General features: G+C 65.9%; 18 protein-coding genes. 13 read left to right on the top strand and 5 right to left on the bottom strand.

Going from position 1 to position 17,126, the window contains the following annotated elements:
* Positions 1-226: 226 nt before the first annotated feature.
* The 5 genes from trxC to ACVOLQ_RS20720 form a co-directional block, all read right to left on the bottom strand.
* Positions 227-673 (bottom strand): thioredoxin TrxC, encoded by a 447-nt coding sequence (gene trxC / locus ACVOLQ_RS20740; protein WP_481529161.1) that lies wholly within the window; start codon positions 671-673, stop codon positions 227-229.
* A gap of 85 nt (positions 674-758) precedes the next feature.
* Complete coding sequence (locus ACVOLQ_RS20735; protein WP_481529160.1) at positions 759-1,307, bottom strand: type II secretion system protein N; 549 nt, start codon at positions 1,305-1,307, stop codon at positions 759-761.
* Positions 1,308-1,353: 46 nt separating this feature from the next.
* Positions 1,354-4,245 (bottom strand): M66 family metalloprotease, encoded by a 2,892-nt coding sequence (locus ACVOLQ_RS20730; RefSeq protein ID WP_481529159.1) that lies wholly within the window; start codon positions 4,243-4,245, stop codon positions 1,354-1,356.
* Between the two features lie 92 nt (positions 4,246-4,337).
* Entirely contained in the window at positions 4,338-6,257 is a 1,920-nt protein-coding gene (gene gspD, locus ACVOLQ_RS20725; RefSeq protein WP_481529158.1) for a type II secretion system secretin GspD, read from the bottom strand.
* Entirely contained in the window at positions 6,254-6,718 is a 465-nt protein-coding gene (locus ACVOLQ_RS20720; RefSeq protein WP_481529157.1) for a type II secretion system protein N, read from the bottom strand. The genes gspD and ACVOLQ_RS20720 overlap by 4 nt, the downstream gene beginning before the upstream one ends.
* A gap of 317 nt (positions 6,719-7,035) precedes the next feature.
* Between ACVOLQ_RS20720 and gspE the strand changes: the two genes are divergently transcribed.
* The 13 genes from gspE (at position 7,036) to ACVOLQ_RS20655 (ending at position 16,961) form a co-directional block, all read left to right on the top strand.
* A complete protein-coding gene (gene gspE, locus ACVOLQ_RS20715; RefSeq protein ID WP_481529162.1) occupies positions 7,036-8,538 on the top strand; it encodes a type II secretion system ATPase GspE in 1,503 nt (500 codons plus the stop codon).
* 28 nt (positions 8,539-8,566) lie between these two features.
* Entirely contained in the window at positions 8,567-9,769 is a 1,203-nt protein-coding gene (gene gspF / locus ACVOLQ_RS20710; protein WP_481529156.1) for a type II secretion system inner membrane protein GspF, read from the top strand.
* A gap of 7 nt (positions 9,770-9,776) precedes the next feature.
* A complete protein-coding gene (gene gspG, locus ACVOLQ_RS20705) occupies positions 9,777-10,205 on the top strand; it encodes a type II secretion system major pseudopilin GspG (RefSeq protein ID WP_313494404.1) in 429 nt (142 codons plus the stop codon).
* 2 nt (positions 10,206-10,207) lie between these two features.
* Entirely contained in the window at positions 10,208-10,714 is a 507-nt protein-coding gene (gene gspH, locus ACVOLQ_RS20700; protein WP_481529155.1) for a type II secretion system minor pseudopilin GspH, read from the top strand.
* On the top strand, positions 10,711-11,073 hold the full coding sequence (gspI, locus tag ACVOLQ_RS20695; protein WP_481529154.1) for a type II secretion system minor pseudopilin GspI: 363 nt from the start codon (positions 10,711-10,713) through the stop codon (positions 11,071-11,073). Before gspH ends, gspI begins: the two co-directional genes overlap by 4 nt.
* Positions 11,070-11,684, top strand: a complete 615-nt coding sequence (gene gspJ, locus ACVOLQ_RS20690) for a type II secretion system minor pseudopilin GspJ (RefSeq protein WP_313494399.1) — start codon at positions 11,070-11,072, stop codon at positions 11,682-11,684. Before gspI ends, gspJ begins: the two co-directional genes overlap by 4 nt.
* A complete protein-coding gene (gene gspK, locus ACVOLQ_RS20685; RefSeq protein WP_481529153.1) occupies positions 11,681-12,625 on the top strand; it encodes a type II secretion system minor pseudopilin GspK in 945 nt (314 codons plus the stop codon). Before gspJ ends, gspK begins: the two co-directional genes overlap by 4 nt.
* On the top strand, positions 12,622-13,776 hold the full coding sequence (gene gspL / locus ACVOLQ_RS20680; RefSeq protein WP_481529152.1) for a type II secretion system protein GspL: 1,155 nt from the start codon (positions 12,622-12,624) through the stop codon (positions 13,774-13,776). The genes gspK and gspL overlap by 4 nt, the downstream gene beginning before the upstream one ends.
* Positions 13,777-13,778: 2 nt before the next feature.
* The gene (gspM, locus tag ACVOLQ_RS20675) at positions 13,779-14,288 is read left to right on the top strand and encodes a type II secretion system protein GspM (protein ID WP_481529151.1); all 510 of its coding nucleotides are present in this window, start codon (positions 13,779-13,781) and stop codon (positions 14,286-14,288) included.
* 260 nt (positions 14,289-14,548) lie between these two features.
* On the top strand, positions 14,549-15,622 hold the full coding sequence (locus ACVOLQ_RS20670) for a 3-deoxy-7-phosphoheptulonate synthase (RefSeq protein WP_481529150.1): 1,074 nt from the start codon (positions 14,549-14,551) through the stop codon (positions 15,620-15,622).
* Positions 15,623-15,743: 121 nt separating this feature from the next.
* The gene (locus ACVOLQ_RS20665; protein WP_313173357.1) at positions 15,744-16,217 is read left to right on the top strand and encodes a hypothetical protein; all 474 of its coding nucleotides are present in this window, start codon (positions 15,744-15,746) and stop codon (positions 16,215-16,217) included.
* Between the two features lie 21 nt (positions 16,218-16,238).
* Complete coding sequence (locus ACVOLQ_RS20660; RefSeq protein ID WP_481529149.1) at positions 16,239-16,496, top strand: GIY-YIG nuclease family protein; 258 nt, start codon at positions 16,239-16,241, stop codon at positions 16,494-16,496.
* 129 nt (positions 16,497-16,625) lie between these two features.
* Positions 16,626-16,961 (top strand): YegP family protein, encoded by a 336-nt coding sequence (locus ACVOLQ_RS20655; RefSeq protein WP_282273201.1) that lies wholly within the window; start codon positions 16,626-16,628, stop codon positions 16,959-16,961.
* The last annotated feature ends 165 nt before the right edge of the window (positions 16,962-17,126 follow it).

Genomic DNA, 17,126 nt, shown 5'->3' with positions numbered 1-17,126 from the left:
CCCCCCCCCCCCGGTGTCTCGGGCCCCCCGCGCGGGGCCCCGCGCCCCCCCCCCCCGCCCCCCCCCCGCCCCCCCCCCCCCACTACGCCCCCTCCCTTTGCCGCAGGCAAGGGGAAGGCTGGGGAGGGGTAGGTTTTGCAGCGCTTCAATCAGTGCGAGCTTCGCGGCTTACGCCGCTCGCAGGTTGAGGATGGCTGGGAAAGCTTCTGCCGAGCATGGCTCGGCACTACAGGTGTGAGCGGGCCCATTGCACGATGCTGCTGGCCGGCATCGCGCCGGATTGGCGCGCGATCTCGCGGCCTCCCTGCAGCAGCACCATGGTCGGAATGCTGCGGATGCCATAACGCGTGGCGATGGCGGGTTGGGCTTCGGTATCCAGCTTGGCCAGGCGCATGGCAGGCTCCAGTTGCGTGGCCGCTTTCGCGAATTCCGGCGCCATCTGTCGGCAGGGGCCGCACCAGCTGGCCCAGAAATCCACCAGCAGCGGGATCTGCGACCGGTTGGCATGGGCATCAAATGCCGCTGCGTTCAAGACCATCGGTGCCGCCGCGAACAGGCCCTGGTGGCAGCGGCCGCAGGACGGCGACTGGCCCAGACGTGCAGCCGGAACCCGGTTGATGGCGTTGCAATGCGGGCAGGCAATCTGCAGCAGTTCGGAGGCGGTGTCGTTCATCGGCGTAACCAGCGGGCGCGGAACCAGCCATCAGTATGCGCTGTCCTGCTGAACTGCTGGTCACGGCAGGCGTGGAACGCATCATTCAGCGCTCTGCGCAGACGCCCAACGCACCGAGTTCGGCCTTCTGTGCATCGGGCAAGGCTGCCATCAGCGAGGGATCCATGCACGCAGCACGGACCGCATCGAGATTGTCCGCCCGCAGCACGGCCTCGCCGACAACGCTGGCTGCCACGCTGGCCTTGCCGGCGGTGGACAGTCCGGCAGTAGTGCCGTGCGGGCCCGGCGAAGGTGTGCGGCGGGCGCTGCCCAAGCCCAGCAGCGGCAGCGTCGACAAGCGGTCGCCGCGGGCCAGCACAACATGATCATGGGCGATGGCATGTACACGCAGCCCGCCGCCGAGCTCGTCACCGACATGCAGTGTCTGTGCGCTGGTGCCTGCAATACGCACTACCGCCAGTGAGCGCTGCGCATGCGCATGCACGAAAGTGGCCAGCAGACGTGGCGCCTGTGCGCCCGATGGCGCTGCATGCAAGGGCGGGCGCTGCCCGTGCGGGCCGCTCTGGCCGAAGGCGTTGCCGACCAGGCAGCTGGATAGGGCGATCAGCCGCAGGAGCAGGATGGAGGGGTTCATTGGGAAGGTCGCAAGCCCGGGGCATGGCGCCCCGGGCGGTAGCCGATTACGGAATGTTCAAGCCGCGCAGCACGATCAGGTTGTTGCTGCTGAGCAGGGTCAGCAACAGGTTGTCGCTGGGGCTGATGCCGGTCCAGCGCTGGTTGTCGCCGCCGCTGCAGTTGTAGGTGATCAGCGAGCCGCGGCCGTTGGTGAGGAAGCCACCGGACAGGTCCAGACAACGACCGCCCCGGGTGATCCTCGGCAGCGCCGAGAAGTCGAATACCTGGGTATCCAGGCTGCGATCACAATTGGCCAGCGTTACCGCCGCCGAGTTGCCACCCGACGAGGACAGGCACTTGGTGGGATAGGCAACGCTGTGGATGGCGCCACGTGCATCGGCCATCCACTGCTCATCCTCGGCACCGCTGCAGGTAGCACTGTCGGCGATGTAGACCGCGGGCGCGCCGTTCCTCTCCTCGGCCTTCAGGCAGTATTTCCTGCTGCCCACCAGCATCGTCTGTGCAGGCGGCAGCAAGGGTGTCTGGCGCAGCTTCAGTGTCTCCAGCAGGCCGACCAGGGCTTGCTTGGCGGCACTGTTGTTGGCTGCCTGCAGGTCGCTGCGGTAGCGGTTCATCCAGCGGTTGATGCGGCGACTGCTGCGTTCCTGTTCCTGATAGGCGAGCAGGGCGGCCTTGGCGGTGGCCGACAGACCGTCATCATTGCTGCCCCAGCTGGCATACAGCAGTTCGCCGCGGGAACCCAGGTTGATCACTGGCTTGCCGGCGGCTGCGCTCAGCACTGCTTCCAGTTCCGGCAGTTCCACCGCGCGCAGTGCCGTGTACCCCGCTTCCTTGCCGACCACGACCGGCGCCTTCATGGGCGCAAGATTCTGCGGGAAGCTCATCGTCGCCAAGGTGCTGGCTGCTGCCCCGGGTTCCTGGCACTGCAGGCTGGCCTGCTGCGGCTGGTCGGCCTGGGCCAGATTGACATGCAGTTTGTTGACCGAGCCGTTCTGCAGGACATTGCCGGCCACGGCGATACGCTTGCTGGTGCCGCCGTTGAAGCTGACCTGCAGCCAGCACTGGCGGCTGCTTGCATTGGCAACTGGCGTCGGCAGCTCGAACACATTGCCCCAGTTGCCACGGAACGGCGGATACAGCAAGGCCTTGCCGGTACTCGGGTCGTAGCCACCGAGCACGGTGAACACCGGTGCGCCGACCAAGCGTGGCTTGAGGTAGTTGCCGTCGGGCGAGTTGAAGAACAGTTCCTTGCTGGTCGGCACCTTGCCGGTCACCGGTTCCATGCTGCGGGTGTCGGCGTTCCAACCCAGGTAGCCGGTGGGCGAACTCTGGCTGGGAACCGGTTTGTTCAAGCGCTGCTGGATCGCGTTCCTGGTGCTGTAGCCGGTGTAATGCGTGTAGCGCGACAAGGCGCTGGAATAGTGGCCGCCGGACATCGCATCGGTACCGAAGCTGTAGGTGTCGTCGAACACCGGCATGCCGTTCATGCCGCCGGTCTTGGGGCGGCTCCAGTGCAGGTTGGCACGCATGCGCTTGCGGTAGGCGATGTAACCCCAGCCGCTGTCGTGGTGATGGCCGGACCAGAAGTAGTTGTCGCCGGCCTGGCCGGGATAGTGGCCCAGTCCATAGTGGTGGCCGATCTCATGGCTGAACTCGTTGCCGCTGGTGGAGTACACCGTCAGCATGCCGTTGCCGCCGCTCAGGCCATGGCTTTGCGTGCCGTTGCTGTACACGCCCACGGCGTGATGGGCGACCACGTTCTGGAACCATTGCGGCTGTGATTGCCCGGCCATGCCCGAAGCGGTAGCGCCGAAGTTGGCCAGGTTGATGCCCACGCTCACCGTGGACTTGCCGGTGTTCTCGCGCATGTCGCCGCCGTACACGCCACCTTCCACTGCGCTGGCGGTCTCGTAGATGGTGCCGTTGGCGACCATCACCCGGTCGAGCTTGACCGCCTCGTAGTAGGCCACGGTCATGCGCGCGGCCGGAATGGTCTGGAAGTAGTCAGCGGCTGCCTGCGCGGGGCTTTTCAGCATCCAGAACGCATCGCTCTCGCCCGGCGGATCGGTCAGCATGCCCAGGCGGATGCTGTGTACGACCAGTTCGGCCGGTGCGGCAAAATCGATCTTGTCCGCCGCCAGGCTGCCACTGCGCGCCTTGTCATCGCTGATGCTCAGGCTGACGCCGGGCTTCACCCAATCCCACGGGAGTCGCGTGCTCCAGGCGCGCCGCGAATAGTTGTAGTCAGGGCGGCCATCGCTGTTGTTGTAGTCCGAGCGGTACATGGCATTGGGGTGCAGCAGTTGCGCGGTACCCATGACCTTGCCGTCCACCGAAACGGTGACATTCAAGGCTTCGATATCCTGCAGTGCCGGATCCGGGGTGACCAACAGCAAGGCCTCGCGCTCGCTGGTCAGGCGCGGCATGTTCCTGGCTTCGTTGCCATTCGGATCAACGGTGTGGCTCTGCGCGAACTGGATCATCGCCGGGAGTGAGCCCACCAGATCGTTGCGTACGGCGCGCACCGCGCCACTGGCATCGGTGTCGTAGAAGCCCTTCAGGTCCACTTCGTCATAGCGGGCCGAGTTTGGCTCCGGATAGGGATCTGTCGGTGTCGCCGGGGTGATCGGCGTGGCCGGTATGCTCGGCGTGGTGGGTGGATTGCCACCGCCATTGTCATTGTCATTGCCGCCACCGTCGGCAGTGCCATCTCCGCCCGAGCCGCCGACGTCGATGTCATCGCCGAAGCCATCATCGCCATTGCCGTCACCAGGAGCCGGGCCCGGCGGCACCGGCGTTGCCGTGCCGCCGTCCTGGCCACTGCCATTGCCGCCGCCATCGCCGATGCTCGGCGGCGCTTCGCTCTTGTCGCAGGATGCGAGCAATACCACGCTCAATGCCAGCGCAAGCGCGCGCAGGTTGATTGCGTTGTTCAAGTAGTTCTCCCCTTGTTTTGAAGTACAGCAATGAAACCGAGCCGCATGCTCCGGCCCCAAACCGGTCGCTGTGCGGCGCGTGTATGAGCCTGTCAGCGTGCGGGTGTCCGCGCGCCGGCAGGGTCGGAAGCGTTCGTGCCGCGATCGAACAGCTGTGCCGGCGTGGCGGGCAACGGATTGGCGTACTTGCCGCGTGTGCTGGGTGCTTCGCGCAGATCCAGGTATTTGCGTTCGCTCAGGTCGTTGGCGGCGCTCTGGCCAAGGATCACGGTGGGGCGCAGGAAGACCATCAGGTTGCGCTTGACGCGGGTATCGCTGGTCGAGCTGAACAGCTTGCCGAGGCCAGGAATGCTGCCGAGCAGCGGCACGCTGGAGCGGGTATGGGTGACGTCATCCTGGATCAGCCCGCCGAGCACGATCACCTGCCCATCGTTGGCCAGGATGGTGCTCTTGATCGAGCGCTTGTTGGTGATCACGTCGGACAGGGTGATACCGCTGGGTGTGGCCGCCAGCGAGGAGATCTCCTGTTCGATCTCCAGCCGCAGGGTGCCGCCCTGGTTGATGTGGGGCGTCACCTTCAGGGTCACGCCGATGTCCTGGCGCTGGATGGTGGTGAACGGGTTGCTGGTGCCGTCGCCGGTGGTGGTGTACGAGCCGGTCTGGAAGGGCACGTTCTGGCCGACCAGGATTTCCGCCGGTTCGTGGTCCAGCGTCAGCAGGGTCGGCGTCGACAGCAGGTTGTTCTTGGCATTGGTTGAAAGCGCGGTCACCAAGGCACCGAAATTGCTGTTGCCGATACCGAGGATGGCACCGGACGGCAGCGCTGTCGGCGTGCTGCCGGCCGCCAGCGAGCCAAGCAGGGTGCCGATCGACAGGCCGGTGTTGTTGTAGTTGACCCCGCCCACGCCGTTGCTGCGGGAACCGCCATCCAGCGCCCATTGCACGCCCAGCGCATCCTCGATATCGCCGGAGATCTCGACGATGGCGGCCTCCACCAGCACCTGCGAACGCGGAATGTCCAGCTGCCGCACGATGTCGGTCAGCACCTGCAGCATCTCGGGCTTGGCGTGGATGACGACGGCATTGAGGCTTTCGTCGGCACGGATCAGGCTGCCCATCTGCGCCTGCTTGTCGGCGCCTTCCTGCTTGATGGAATCGCCGATCGCCCCCAGTGTCTGCGCCATCTGCTTGGCGTCACCGTGTTGCAGGCGGATCACCTGGGTGGTGGTCGAGCGCGGTGCATCCACATCCAGGGAACGCGCCAATGCCAGCAGGCGCTGGCGTGCCTGCTCGGGCCCGAAGATCAGCAGGCGGTTGGTGCGGGCATCGGCCAGCACCTTGGTGGCCGACCCGGCGCTACTGGCACCGAGGCTGGCCTGCAGCAGCTTCTGCAGGTTCTCCACGCTGGCGAACTGCACGTCGTAGTCGGCGTGGCCATGCAACCTGGGGGCATCCAGCTGCCGCAACAGCGCCTCGATACGGGCGATGTTGCCGCGCCGGTCGCTGATGATCAGGGCGTTGGAGGTGGGCACCGCGGCCAGATGGGCGTTGGCTGGCACCAGCGGCCGCAGCATCGGCAGCAACTCGGTGGCGATGCCATGTTGCACGGTCAGCACGCGGGTTTCGATCGCGTCCGGGCCGCGGCCGCGACCATCGGCGAAGACACGCGCTTCGTCATTGGGAACCACGCGCGTCTGGCGCTCCTCTTCGATCACCGCAAAGCCGTGGATGGTCATCACCGACAGGAACAGGCGACGCACCTCCGGCAGGGTCATCGGTTCCTGGGTGGTGACACTGACTTCACCGGCCACGCGCGGATCGACGATCAACGTGTCGCCGGTGATATTGGCCACTGCACCGATGAAGTCGCGGATATCCGTGTCCTTCATGTTGATGCTCCATTGCTGGGGAGCATCCTCTGCGGACGCGGCGCTGATCGCCAAGGGCGCAAGCAGCAGGGCCGACAGCAAGGCCAGGCGTCGCAGTGCCGCGCTTATGGTGGGCCGGATCATTCGCCACCACCGGACGGCAGTGCAGGTGCTGCGCTCTGCGGGGAGGGGAAATCAAGCCGGCCGCTATGGCCGTTGCGGCCGAACAGCACATGGTCGTGGGCTACCTGCTGCAGCACGACGCCGGGCAGGAATTCCTCACCACTGAATACATTCACCGTCCCCTGGCCTTCGATCTGGAGCAGTGCCTGTGATTGCCGTGGGTCGGCCGCAACGATGCAGCCCTGCAGTTGCACGCTATGCAGGTCGGCAGCAGGCACCGTGCTGGCGTCGCCGAACAAGCGCTGCAACAGCTGTGGCGACAGGCTTGGCAATCGCGGCGGCGCTTCGTCGACGCGGGCAGGCAGCTCGCGCATCTGCAGGTAGAGCCGGCGCGCCTGCCATGACAACACGGCAACGCCGCAAAGCGTGATGAGGATCGCGACGATCTTTGGCAGCAGGTTGGAAGTATCGAACTGGAACATCGGTGCTACGGCATCTCCCTTGGCAAAAATCCGCGCGCACAGGAGGAAGCTCGCTGCACTTTTCAGGCAACGCGGCGCCAAAGGTGTCTGGTTTTCCCCTGTTTTCGCAGTGTCGGATTTTGCGAAGCCGGTACTCTAGCTGCGTACGTAAGAGAGTGCGATGCAAATACCTGCTGAAGTGTGATCGTCATCTGGAAAGTGACGTGGAAATCACGCTTTTCCGCCGAGAACGTGGCATTTTCCCGGCACGTTTTTTCAGGGGAAAGTGTGACGTCGCTCCGTGCAGTGATGTCACCTTGCAGTAATCGATGCTTGAAATGGAGCTCCCGGCGACGCTGGCTTGTGCGGGCGGCGTGCCCGCGTTGCGCCTGCCGTTTGCGTTCGCGCGGCGTCATGGTGTGTTGTTGGTCGACGACGGCGATGCGCGGCTTGCCTGTCGTGGCGATGCCACGATAGCGGCCGTGGCCGAGGCGCAGCGCATCGCAGGGCGGCCGTTGTTGCCGCAGACGGTGGCCGATGCGGTGTTCGAGGAACTGCTGCAGCAGGTCTATCAGCAGGACGCCGGCAGCGCCATGAGCATGGCCGACGAACTTGGCGACAGCATGGATCTGGCCAGCCTGGTGGAGGGCCTGGAGCAGGTCGAGGATCTGCTCGACCAGCAGGATGACGCGCCGATCATCCGTCTCATCAACGCGCTGCTGGGCGAAGCACTGGCCGAGCATGCCTCCGATATCCATATCGAGACCTTCGAGCGACGGCTGGTGGTCCGCTTCCGCGTGGATGGCATCCTGCGCGACGTGGTCGAGCCACGGCGCGAGCTGGCCGCGCTGCTGGTGTCGCGCATCAAGGTGATGGCGCGGCTGGATATCGCCGAGAAGCGCTTGCCGCAGGATGGCCGGATCTCGGTGCGGGTCGGCGGACGCGAGGTGGATATCCGTGTCTCGACCCTGCCGGCAGCCAATGGCGAACGGGTGGTGCTGCGCCTGCTGGACAAGCAATCGGGGCAGTTGTCGCTGCAGCACCTGGGCATGCGGGTACGCGACGTCGGCGTGCTGCAGGCCATGCTGTGCCGCCCGCACGGCATCGTGCTGGTCACTGGCCCGACCGGTGCCGGCAAGAGCACCACGCTGTATGCCGGCCTGCGCGCCATCAACAATCGCCAGCGCAACATCCTCACCGTCGAAGATCCGATCGAGTACCACCTGGATGGCGTTGGCCAGACCCAGGTCAACGGCCGTATCGACATGACCTTCGCGCGTGGCCTGCGCGCGATCCTGCGTCAGGACCCCGACGTGCTGATGGTCGGTGAGATCCGTGACAGCGAAACCGCGCGCATCGCCGTGCAGGCCTCGCTCACCGGGCATCTGCTGTTGTCCACGCTGCATACCAACAGCGCCATCGGCGCGGTCACCCGCTTGCTGGACATGGGGGTGGAGTCCTTCCTGCTGTCGTCCTCGTTGCTCGGCGTGCTGGCGCAACGCTTGGTTCGGCGGCTATGCCCCAAGTGCCGGGTGGTGACGCCGGCATCCACGGCAGAGTGCGCGCAGTTGCAGATGGAACCCTGGCAACGGCCGCTGTTGTTCCGCCCGGTGGGGTGTGACCACTGCAATGGCCAGGGTTACCGCGGCCGTACCGGCATCTACGAACTGGTCGAATTCGGCCCCGAGCTGCGCGCGCTGGTGCATGCCGGTGCAGGCGAGGCCGAACTGCTGGAGCAGGCGCGCCGGCAAGGTCCATCGATGTTGGACGACGGCCGTGCCAAGGTGCTGGATGGCGTGACCACGCTGGAAGAAGTCCTGCGGGTGGGGCGCGACCTGTGAGCGGTGATCTGCCCCGGGGCCACCACTGATGGCGGCGTTCGACTATCTGGCATTGTCGGCTGACGGTCGCCGCCACAAGGGGGTGATCGAAGCGGACAGCGCGCGGCAGGCACGCCAGCAGCTGCGCGAGCGCAATCTGGCACCGGTGCAGGTAGAACCGGCAGCGGTCCGCGCGACCGGTGGCGGTATCGGCGGTGGTCGCATCGGCAGCGCGGAGTTGGCGCTGCTGACCCGGCAATTGGCGACGCTGGTGCAGGCGGCCCTGCCGGTTGAGGAAGCACTGCGTGCCGTGGCTGCGCAGGCGACCCGGCCGCGCATACGTGCCACCTTGTTGGCGGTGCGCGGCAAAATTCTTGAAGGCCATGGATTGGCGGCGGCACTGGCGGCGTATCCGCGCGCCTTTCCCGGTCTCTACCGCAGCATGGTTGCCGCCGGCGAGCGCGGGCATCTGGGGGTGGTGCTGGAACAACTGGCCGACTACACCGAACAGCGCCAGCAATCACGGCAGCGGGTACAACTGGCCTTGCTGTATCCGCTGATCCTGGTGCTGGTGGCTGGGTTGATCGTCGGCTTCCTGCTCGGCTATGTGGTACCGGATGTGATCGATGTCTTTGTCGATTCCGGCCAGCCGTTGCCCTGGCTCACCCGCGCGCTGGTGGCCACCAGCAATGCCGTCACCCGCTGGGGTCCATGGCTGCTGCCGTTGCTGTTGTTGGCCGGCGTGCTGCTGCGGCGCGCGTTGCAACAGCCGGCCAGTCGCCTGCGCTGGCACACCCAGGTGCTGAAGCTGCCGTTGTTCGGCCTGCTGCTGCGGGACCTGGATGCCGCCAGGTTTGCCTCCACCCTGGCGATCCTGGTGCGTAGTGGCGTGCCGCTGGTGGAAGCGCTGCGGATTGCCGCGCAGGTGGTCGGCAACCAAGGCATCAAGGCTGGCCTGCTGCAGGCCGAAGTCACGGTGCGCGAGGGCGGCAGCCTGACCCGGGCACTGGAACAGCACACCTCATTGCCGCCGATGCTGCTGCACATGGTCGCGGCGGGCGAGAAGTCCGGCGCGCTGGACGCAATGCTGGCCCGCGCCGCACGCAACCAGGAATCCGATCTGGCCGCGCGCATCGCCCTGCTGGTCGGTTTGTTCGAGCCGTTCATGCTGGTGCTGATGGGCGCGGTGGTGTTGTTGATCGTGCTGGCCATCCTGCTGCCGATCATGTCCTTGAACCAACTAGTGGGTTGATAGAGCAATGAACATATCTGCAAGACGCCAGGCCGGCTTCACCCTGATCGAGATCATGGTGGTGGTGGTGATCATCGGCATCCTCGCCGCGCTGGTGGTCCCCAAGGTGATGGGGCGGCCGGACCAGGCCAAGGTCACCGTCGCGCGCGGTGATCTCAAGGCGATTGGCTCGGCGCTGGAAATGTACCGGTTGGACAACCGCCGTTATCCCGATACCCAGCAAGGCCTGCAGGCGCTGGTACAACGTCCGCCTGGCGGCGCAGACAACTGGAACCCGGAAGGTTACCTGGCACGACTGCCGGTCGATCCCTGGGGCAACCCCTACCTGTACCTGGCGCCGGGCAGCAGGGAGGGTTATGACCTGTGGAGCTACGGCGCCGATGGCCGCGAAGGCGGTGAGGGGCTGGATGCAGACCTGGACAGCCGGGATATCTGAAGGTGTTGCGCGCGCGTGGATTCACCCTGGTGGAAATGCTGGTGGTCGTGGTCATCGTCGGCGTAATGGCCGCTGCGGTGGGATTGGTCGCGAGCGCGCGCGATGACCACCGCGCCGTGCGCGGCGAGGCCGAGCGGCTGGCAGCGGTGCTGCAGCTGCTCGCCGATGAGGCGGTGCTGGACAACCGCGAGTACGGCGTCCGCATCAGTAGTCAGGCGTATGAGGTGCGTGCCTACGACAACCGCAAGGGGCGCTGGCACGCACAGCCAGGCAGCACGCGGCGGCACCTGCCTGACAACCTGCACCTGCAGTTGATCCTGGAAGGCGCGCCGCTGGCGTTGCCGGCAAGCATCGACGAGGACAGCCCGCCGCAGATCGTGCTGTCGTCATCGGCGCAGGGCACGCCCTTCAGCGTCCGCATCGCCGACATCAGCCGGCACGACGTGGTCTATCGGATCGACGGCGATGGTCTGGCGGAACCGGAAGTACAGCAGGTGTCGATGCCATGAATCGCGTGCGCGGTTTCACCTTGCTGGAGGTCATGGTGGCAGTGGCGATATTGGCGCTGGTTGCGGCGATGGTGCACGCCACCCTGCAACGCCATCTGCACAACGCACGGCTGTTGGAAGATCGCGCGCTGGCCGCTTGGGTGGCAGATACCGCCCTGGCCGAACTGCAGCTGCAGGGTGCGGGCGCGATGGGGAGCAATGAAGACATCGTCGAACAGGGCGGGCGCCGCTGGCGGGTGCTGCGTGAGGTGCAGGCCACGCCGGAACCGCAGCTGCATCGGGTGCATATACGGGTCAGCGCTGCGACGGGCGGGGAGGTCGGCATCAGCCTGACCGGCTTTGTCGGGGCCCAACAATGAAGCGCAGATCCACGGGCGGCTTTACTTTGTTGGAAGTACTGGTGGCGGTGGCGATCTTCGCCCTGGTCGGTATTGCCAGCCATCGCCTGCTGCTCAGCGCGGTGCGGGTGGAGGCGCAGACGCGTGCACAGGACCAGCAGTTGCGGCAGCTGGTGCGCGCGATGGGCAGCCTTGAACGTGATGTCGAGCAGGCAGTGGCGCGGCCACTGCTGGGCGCGGATGGCACCGAGGAGCCAGCCTTCTGGAGTGATCCCGATGGGCAGGGCCTGCAATGGACCCGCGCCGGCTGGAGCAATCCTTTGGGGGCGCCGCGCGCGCAGTTGCAGCGGGTGCGCTGGCATTACGACGGCAGCGCGCTGGTGCGCGAGTACTGGCCGGTGTTGGATCGCGCGGACAACGCAGCGCCACAGCGCCAGCTGCTGCTGCCGGCGGTCAATGCCCTGCAATGGCGTTACCTCGACCGTCAGGGAGTATGGCGCACGCAGTGGCAGGGCAGCGGCGTGCAGCCTTTGCCGCGCGCGCTGGAACTGCGCATCGCGCATCCGCGTTTTGGTGAATTGCGACGCGTGTTGTTGCTGCCGGGTGGCGCGGCGGGCAGGGGGCCGGCATGAAGTCCGCGTCACGGGGCGTTGCGCTGATCACGGTGCTGCTGGTGGTGGCGCTGGCCGCGACAGTCTGTGCGGCGCTGGTTACCCGCCAGCAGCTGTCGATCCGCACCACAGCCAATCAACTGCATGCGCGCCAGGCGTGGCACTACGCGCGCGGTGGCGAGCAGCTGGCGCTTGCGTTGCTGGCCACGGACCTGCGCCAGTCAGCCGCACGTGATCATCGTGGCGAAGCCTGGGCACAGCCGTTGCCGCCGTATCCGCTGGACGACGGCCATCTGCGCCTGTCGATCGATGACCTGAGCGGACGCTTCAATCTCAACAGCGTGGTACAGGGCGGCCAGGTGGATGCCGATGCGATGGCACGCCTGCAGCGCCTGTTGTTGTTGTTGCGGCTGGACCCGCAACTGGCATGGCAGCTGGTGGCGTGGATCGCCCCGCCGCTGGCGCCGGATCTGGTCCGGCAGCAGGGCGAACGCGACTACCTGCGCCGCCAACCCGCCTATCTGCCCGCGCGCCGACCGTTGCAGGAGGTTAGCGAGCTGCGCCTGCTGGCAGGCATCGATGAGGCGGCCTACCAGCAGCTGTTGCCGCACGTTGCCGTCTTGCCTGCCGCCACCCCGCTCAATCTCAATACTGCTGACCCATTGGTAATGGCCAGTCTCGCCGATGGACTTGGGTTGGCAGATGGTCGCCGCCTGGTCGAGGCACGCGGCAGCGACGGCTTCGCCAACGTTGATGTACTGCTCCTGCAGCCATTGCTGCAGCGTCGGCAGGTGGCAAGAAGCGGGCTGGCGGTGCGCAGCAATTGGTTCGTTGCCAGCAGCGAGGTCGCCATCGGCGACCGACGCCTGCGCCTGCTCAGCGTCCTGCATCGCGATGCAGGTCAGGTCGAGGTTGTCGCGCGGCAGCTGGCTCCCCCTGTATTTCCGGAGAATGATCGATGAAGTCGCCGCCGGCGTTGCCGTGCCTGTTCCTGCCTGCGTGGTGTAGCGCGCGCCTGAGTGATGACCTGCCGGTCACCTGGAGTGACGGCCAACAGACCGCCAGGTTGCCCTTGGGCGATGCGCTGGCAAGGCTCAAGGGTCGCGCCATCGCGCTGATCGTGCCGGTTGAACAGGTGGCCAGCTGTGCGCTCAGTCTGCCGGCAGGCAATGCGCATTGGCAGCGCAAGGCCTTGCCCTATGCGGTGGAACCGTTGCTGGCCGAGGATGTGGAAGACATGCATCTGGCGCTGGGCGAAACCCTGGGTGACGGACGCCGTCGCGTCGTGGCGATCAATCGCAGCCTGCTTGGGTCCTGGCTGCAGGGAGTGCGCGACAGGGGGGCGCTGGTCAGTGCCATCCATGTGGATGCCGACCTGCTGCCCAACGAGGTCCCCACCCTGTGCTGGAACAACGCCCGTTGCCTGTTGGCGGGTACCGATGCGCTGCGCCTGGCGCTGGCGCCCACCCAGTTGCCCGAGCTGCTGGAGCGTTTGCCGGGAAACCTGCGGATACTCCATGCCAGTGAAGACAGTCCTACGTTGCCACCGGCCATCGATGCCAACCTGCAGGCCTTGGACATGGCCCTGCCGGCATGGCTGGCGACGCAGCGCCCACGCGCGTTGGATCTGGCCCAGGGAGACTTCGCGCCGGCGTCGCGCCTGCAGCTGCGCCACTGGAAGCCGGTGGCATGGGCGGTGGCTGCGGTGCTGGTGGCGCAGCTGGCCTTCGATGGCGCACAGGCCTGGCTGCTGCAGCAGCAGGCCAGCGGCTATCGGCAGGTCAATGAAAGCATCTACCGGCGGCTGTTCCCGGACGAGCAGCGCATCGTCAATCTGAAGGCGCAGTTCGACCAGCACCTGCAGCAGGGCAGCGCGGCAAGCCAGCTGCAGGCCTTGTTGTCCCGCGTCGCCGAGGCCATGCCGGTCGAGTCGCCACTGCAGGTGCAGGGCCTGCAGTTCCACGCCGGCAAGGGTGAGCTGCAATTGCAGTTGCAAGGCGAAGCGAGCGCATTCGAGGCGCTGCAACAGCGCCTGCGCGCGCAGCCATTGCGGCTGGAAGCAACCCGCCGCGATGACGGTGGCATGCAACTGAAAGTGGGCGAGGCGCAATGAACATGGGAACTGCAGAAATCAGCGCTGGCCGCGGCCTGCGGGGCTTGCTCGGCACGCGTTGGGCAGCATTGGCGCCGCGTGATCGCCTCGCATTGCAGGTATTGCTGGCGTTCGCTGTGCTGCTTGCGTTCTGGTTCGGTGCGTGGATGCCGACGCGCCATGCCTTGCAGCAGGCGCGTAGGGATGTTGCCGCCGAACAACAGTTGCAGCGCCATCTGCGTGCCAATGCAGTGCGCGCCGGTGCTGCCGCACAGCGGGGGGCAGCGTTGAAAGCCAGCGAGCTGCCGGCAATGCTGTCGGCGCTGGCCGACGAGCAGGGGCTGACGATCCACCAGATCCAGCCGCGGCCAGAGCAACGGTTTGCCGTCAGTCTCGAGGGCGCGCCCGCGCAGGCATTGCTGTGGTTGCAGGCGCTGCAGGACAGGGGGCTTGGGGTGGCCAAATTGCGCCTGCTGCAGCAGCCAGACGGCAGTTGGCAGGGAGAGGCGGTGCTGCAGGGACCGGCAAGCTGAACGTGTCAACGGCAGGGTCTGTTGCCGCTGAAACTGTCGCATCGCACAAAAAGCCGTGTTATCAATGCTCCCCATGAACGCAGCCCGCGCCAGCTTTTACTTTTGGTATTACTTTCCCAAGCCGCTGGCGGAGGAAGGACTGCGCTTACCCTGAAGAAACTTTCAGATGCATTCCCGAAAAGCCGCCAGCGAACCTGGCGGCTTTTTTCATGCCGCCTCGCTGGGGCCAAACCCTTCATCGTTTTGAACCGGAGACCCCCATGCCCCCCCACACCGACGATCTGCGCATCCGCAAACTGGAACCCCTGACCTCACCGGCACAGCTGCTGGCGCTGTTGCCCTGCGACGAGGAAGCCTCGCAGACCGTGGCCGACGCCCGCGCCTCGCTGCACCGCATCCTGCACGGCCAGGACGACCGCCTGGCGGTTGTCGTGGGCCCGTGCTCGATCCATGACCCGGTTGCGGCCATGGAATACGCCCAGCGCCTGCGTCCGCTGCGCGATGCGCTGGCCGGTGAGCTGGAGATCGTCATGCGGGTTTACTTCGAAAAGCCGCGCACCACGGTGGGCTGGAAGGGCCTGATCAACGATCCGGACCTGGACGGCAGCTTCAACATCAACAAGGGCCTGCGCGTGGCGCGCGGCCTGCTGCGCGACATCAACCGCCTCGGCCTGCCGGCCGGCGTGGAGTTCCTGGACGTGATCTCGCCGCAGTACATCGCCGACCTGGTGGCCTGGGGCGCGATTGGCGCCCGCACCACCGAGAGCCAGGTGCATCGCGAGCTGGCGTCGGGCCTGTCCTGCCCGGTGGGCTTCAAGAACGGCACCACCGGCGATGTGAAGATTGCCGCCGATGCCGTCGGTGCGGCCTCGCACCCGCACCACTTCCTGTCGGTGACCAAGGAAGGCGGCACCGCCATTGTCGCCACCCAGGGCAATCCGGATTGCCATGTGATCCTGCGTGGCGGCAAGGCGCCCAACTACGATGCGGCCAGTGTGCAGGCGGCCAGCGAGGTACTGGCCAAATCGCAACTGCCGGCACGCCTGATGATCGACGCCAGCCACGCCAACAGCAGCAAGAAGCCCGAGAACCAGCCCCGGGTGATCGAAGACATTGCCACCCAGCTGGAAGCCGGGGAGCAGCGTGTGGTTGGGGTGATGATCGAGAGCCACCTGGTTGCCGGTCGCCAGGACCTGGTCGAAGGCCAGCCGCTGGTCTATGGCCAGAGCATCACCGATGGCTGCATCGATTGGGACAGCACGGTGCAGGTACTGGAGCGCCTGGCTGATGCGGTACGCGCCCGCCGCCGCGCCCAGCTGGAGGCGGCAGCCTGAGGATTCCGTGACAGTTTCACTGGCGCACGGCAGGCAGTCCAAGTAGTTTACGCGGCGGGAGGTGGTAGGCCTCCCGCCTGCCGTGGGGACAGGGGGAGCACCTTCTCCTGCAGGAAAGCCTATGAATCACCGCTCCAAGGAGAAGGAACTGATGCGTTTCCGTATGTGCACCATGGCGCTGGCTTTGATGCTGGTCCCGTCGCTGGCGCTGGCCAAGAAGGAAGTAGTGGATTCGGGCAGCGGTTGCCTGCAGAACCTGTCGGTGGCCGGTGGCTTCACCAGCGGCAAGCAGTTCCTGGCGTCGACCGACCATGAAGGGGTCAGCTACGCCGACGCGTTCGCCAAGACCGTGGCCGCGATCGAGGCCGAGGGCATGGTGGGGGTTTATCCGAACGAGCGTACCGGCTACATCGCCGCCGAGAATCCGGTCCGTGGCGGTGGCGGTTCGACCGTGCCGTTGCGTACCACCGTGCGTCGCCAGGACGACGGCAGTGTGCGCGTCGAAGTGCGTTTCAGCATCAAGGGTGGTCAGATGACCTCCAACAAGGCAGTGGGCGAAGGCCTTTGCAAGATTGCTGACGCGGCCAGCCTGTAAATCAAGCAGGAGCAGGCGCGGGTGAAGGGCAGTTGGTTTGTGTATCTGCTGGAATGCCGCGATGGCAGCTACTACGCAGGTATCAGTACCGATGTGGAGGCCCGGTTCCTGGCCCATGTCGCCGGCAAGGGTGCGCGCTATACCCGCGCGCACCCGCCGCTGCGGATCCTGGCCCGCCGCGCCTATGCCGACCGTTCGGCCGCGTCCCGAGCCGAATGGCAGATCAAGCAGCTGCCACGTGAGCGCAAGCTGGCTTGGCTGGAACGGACAGAAGATTGAGGTAGAGTCGTACCTGTAGCCGCGGTAGTTGGCGGCTTCCAACGTCCGGTCATCCGGGCAACAGCCACGCATGCGGCTGCGCAAGCAGGGCGGCGGCGTGCCGGCATCATCCTCAAGTGGGGTATTGCGATGGCAGGTTGGTACGAGTTGGACAAGAGCAGTGACGGCCAGTTTTACTTCGTGCTCAAGGCAGGCAATGCCGAGGTCATCCTGACCAGCGAGCGTTACACCACGCGCGCCGGCGCGGAGAACGGCATCGCCTCGGTGCAGAAGAACAGCCCGGATGAAGCGCATTACGAGCGCAAGACCGCCAGTGACGGGCGCTACCATTTCAATCTGAAAGCAGCCAACCACCAGGTGATCGGCAGCAGCCAGATGTATGCCTCGCAGGCCGCGCGCGAAGCCGGCATCACCAGCGTCAAGGGTAATGGTCCCAGCACCACGATCAAGGACAAGACTGCGTAGCGGCGTTGTGGCTGTTGTGCTGAAAAACCCCGGACAAGCCGGGGTTTTTCATTTGTAGTGCCGAGCCATGCTCGGCAAGGGCCTTCCCGGTAAAGCTTCAGAGTAGTGCCGAGCCATGCTCGGCAGAAGCTCTCCCGGTAAACCCCTTGCCGAGCATGGCTCGGC

The organism is Stenotrophomonas sp. STEN031 (assembly GCF_056759975.1).
This window is presented reverse-complemented; position numbering and strand designations above follow the sequence as displayed.